The 4,674-nt window shown below is 29.1% G+C and carries 1 protein-coding gene; it reads left to right on the forward strand.

All coding sequences use genetic code 11. The annotated features are described in order from the left end of the window. Nucleotides 1–384: 384 nt before the first annotated feature. Nucleotides 385–4,674: right-handed parallel beta-helix repeat-containing protein (locus tag A9758_RS00990; protein WP_069776311.1), on the forward strand; the 4,290-nt coding region annotated here is incomplete at its 3' end.

Genomic DNA, 4,674 nt, shown 5'->3' on the forward strand with positions numbered 1-4,674 from the left:
ATTAATTATTTAAAGTAAATGAAACTTTAATACAAAGTATCATACAACCATCAAGATATTTTTCAAATATTGACTTATCCTTATATAAACCACCAAAATAAACAATAAAATTAGAAAAATAGGTTTTTTTAACAAACACCTGACATAAACTAAAGAAAATAAAAAATAGTTTTAAAAAATATACAACACTCATAATAAATAGAATTTATTCTTATTTTTTTAAAAATAACAAAGTAAAACAATAAAATAAAGTAAAATTTATATTAAATTTATAAAAGTTAAATAGTTTAGTGAATAAATATATCAATTATCATGAATTATCTTGATATGAAAAAATTATCTTAAATTAAGATATTTGTGAAAAGTAACAATAAAGGTGAAAAAATGAAGACCATAAATAAATTTCTATTGGCAACAATAGTTTTATTAATGGTTGGCTTAGGTTGTGCAGCTGCTGCAGATAGTTCAAGTAATTCAACTATAGCAACTGTACATGAAACTTCAAGCCTAAGTGGTGATATCCAAAGTAGTTCAATAGAACCTACTTTAACAAAGGATATTCAAACAACTAATAAAGATAATATAAAAGAAAAAACTTCAGATAGTAGTACCAAAAGTATTCAAACAAAGGATACGCAAAAGAAAACTACATCTAACAGTTTTTCAAAAGATGTAACAAATAAAAATACACAAGTATCTAAAAATGTAGAAAAAGATACTAAAATCATAGAAACAACGAAAAAAGAATCTAATACACAACCAACAAAAACAGTGAAAAAAGCAACAGTTACAACAATAACTCCCGATGACTATGATTTATATTTCAGATATAATCCTAAAACTAATAAAACAGAATCTACAACACTTGTATCTGCAGGAGATGTGTTAGATTTACAGGGAACATTTAAAAATGTTAACTTCACAATAGATAAATCTAAAATAACAATAACAAGTATTGGTAAAACTGCAAAGTTATACAACTGTACAGTAAATGTTTTAGGACTTCAAAGTGCAGGTTCATCTGTACATAACCTAACAATTACTAATAACAACTATTATGGTAGTGGAATCTACTTAAATGTTACAAAAAATATTCTTGTAGCTAACAACACCATACATGTATGGGGACCATTTGCATTTGCTCTACCATGTGATAGAGTAAATAATAGTTTAGTTATTGATAATTATCTTGAAACATCATGCCGTGAAGATACAAATCGTACACACACAGCAACACCATGGGGATTATCCTACTATAACAACATAGTAAACAACACCGTAGTAAGTGACCAAGCAAATGGTATTTACTTCAGTTTATGGGGATCAGGATTATTCCAAGGAGGATACTGTGATTACAACAATGTAACAGGTAATGATGTTACAGGAGGAGATACTTCCTGGAGTTACACCATACAAATTATGGGTACAGGTAACATCATATCCTACAACAATGTTAGAGGTGGATATAGAGGAATATCTACACAAGACTTTACAAACAACACCATTATATTCAATGAAGTAAATGGTACAGCACAAGGTATTTTTGCTTGTGAAGGAGCTATAGTAGCTAACAACACTGTACATGTAAATGGTACAACTACTGGTGTTGAAGTTGGTGGAGATGGAGCAATTATTGAAAATAACACTATAACATCCAATTCTGGATCAGCTCTTGTAATTAGTGCAAGTAATATTAATATTAAGAACAATTACTTATGGTCCACATTAGGTTATGGTATATACTCAAAAGGTAAATACATTAACCTCAACATTTCAGACAACACCATTATCAGTGGAAAAATAGGAATTCTCTTTAGAAAACAATCCTCAAGTAAAAAAATAAACTATGTAAACGTGACTAAAAATGTAATTAAATCAGATGGCGAATATGCTATTGACTTTAGTGAAGCTGGAGCAAGAAATGAAGTAGATGTACACATACTCGTTTCAGAATCAAATGTATTGACTTCAAAAGCAGGAACTGGTCTTGAAAAAGCATATCTTCCACCTTCAGTAGGAGGAGGAGACGACCTACCTGACTCTAATAAAACATACACAGTAACAGATAGTACTTATTACACATACTTCACAGATGAACAATCAATAAACACGAAAAAAGTACTTAAAAATGATACTATTATATTAAAAGGTGAATTTAAAAATAAAAACTTCACATTTACACAAAAAACCCATGTTATTGGAGATAATTGTATAATACGTAATGGTACAATAACATTCACAGGTGATGCTTCTGCATCTACATTAAAAAATGTTAAAATCATAAACTATGATAAAAATAGTTTAAATAGACATGGAGTTGAGGTTATTGATGTAAACAACGTTGTAATAAACAATGTAAATATTAATAACTATGATCCATGGGAAAGCTTTGGTATATTCATATGTTCATCAAATGGTAATACACTTACAAACAATGTAATTTACACCTCTGGTGACTATGTAAATTATGGAATATTTGTTTATGCATCAGACTTAAATAATTTAAGTAAAAACCGCGTAACACTAAATCAAAGTAGTAAACCTATAGAGTATGCTGATGAAATAATGTTCAATGATAGAATAGGACTTATTAAAGAAGTACTTCATAACTATGGAATAATTCTTATGTATTCATCATACAACACAGTAGATCAAAACATTGTAAATGGTACATCACAATTTAAAACATACCAATTCCCAGTAGAAGAATGTAAAAACAGTATTGTGGGAATTGATGTATACTATGATAGTAATTACAATACAATTACAAGAAACAACGTTACAATAAACAGTTATGGACCATATGAATATGGAATGGGAGTATTAGGAGCACCATGGGGAACAGCAATCTCTACATTAAATGCTACAAATAACACATTTGCACATAACAATGTACGTGTAAATGGTGGATACTTTGCTACAGGTTTCATTGCTGGTCTTAACAGTATAAACACAACCATATATAACAATACATTTGATGTACATGCCCTACATAACAGTACACAAAAAGGTGATTATACATATGGTTTAACACTTGAAAGTTGTACTAATACCACATTTATAAATAACACAATAAATGCTTCAGCTGCATCATTATACACTGTAGAATTATTTGGTACTAAAAAAAATATTATAACAAATAATTACTTCTATGGAGAAGCAACAAATCCATATGGAATTGCAGGATATCAATCTAGTGATAATACAATAACAAACAACACCATAATTATGAGACAATTTAATTATGGACCAACCAGTTCTGCTCTACATGCTGATGTTATACCATATGGTAAAGAAGGTATAATGTTAATGAAAGACAGTTACAGAAACAAAATAATGTACAATACAATCAATACCAATGCTACAGAATATGCAGTAAAACTAACAGAACAAGCAATTAACACAACTGTCAAAGAAAATTCAATAATATCTTCAAAATATCATGGAGATGATGCTGTATCTAATGGACATAAAACAAATATTGTATCAAATAACTTCAAATACTTCACAAATATAACAGCATATCCATCAACAGGTACAGTTGGATATCCTATTACAATTAAAGCAAAAGTAACTTCAACTACAAGTGATGTTTCAAATTTAACAGTAACATTTAGAATTGGATTAACACAACTTGGTAGTGCTAAAGTTAACAATGGAATTGCACAAATTACTGTAAATTCAACTAGTTTCCTTAAACCTACTATATATACCTTGATTGCAACTGTTGGTGGAACTAACTTCCAAAATGCAACTTCCACATCCCAATTATCCTTAAACAAAACAATGTCATCAAGTACAGTTACTGTTTCAAAAGTTAATGGATTAATAGGATCTAAGGTAAATATGGATGTAGATGTAACTGATTCCAATGGTGCTAAGTTAGAAGGAAATGTTACATTTAAACTTGAAAATACTGTATTATCCACTATGAAACTCACTCTTGGAAGAGCAACATACACCTACACCATACCTGCAAATGCAAAAAGTGGTGTATATACAATTACAGTATTATATAGTGGAGATGAAAACCATAATGCCGGTGTTGGAACTAATACTTTAGGTATTCAAACAAAAACAATTGCAACAGTAAGTAGTGTTAATGGTAAAATTGGAAATCCAACAAAATTCACTGCAAAATTAACATCAAATGGTGTTCCATTAACTAATGGAAAAGTAACATTCCTTGTAGATAACGTTGTTGCTGGTACAAGTAATATAAACAAAGGTGTAGCTACATATAACTATGTTGTACCTACAAACTTCACTGCTAAAAATTATACTATAACAGTAAAATACGATGGAAATGATACATTAACATCTGCTAGTGCAAGTAATAAATTAGTTGTAACCAAATCAATAAGTAAAATAACATATACTCCAGTAGCAGTTGTTGTTAGTGATGATGTTGTTTTAACAGTGAAAGTAACTAATAGAACTAATGGACTTGTTGCAAAAAGTGGAAGAGTAAGTATTAAACTTAATAATAATTACTTAAAATATAGTAATGGTTCCATAATATATGGAAATGTAAATAAAGAAGGTAATGCTATATTTACATTCACAGCACCAGCACAGTACAGTGGTTTAAATAATATTACATTCTACTATGAAGGTAATGATCAATTCCTTGCAAGTTCACAAAAATATACCAATGGATTTATTGTAAGAAAT

This window comes from Methanosphaera sp. A6 (genome assembly GCF_001729395.1).
Classification (GTDB): Archaea; Methanobacteriota; Methanobacteria; order Methanobacteriales; family Methanobacteriaceae; genus Methanosphaera; species Methanosphaera stadtmanae.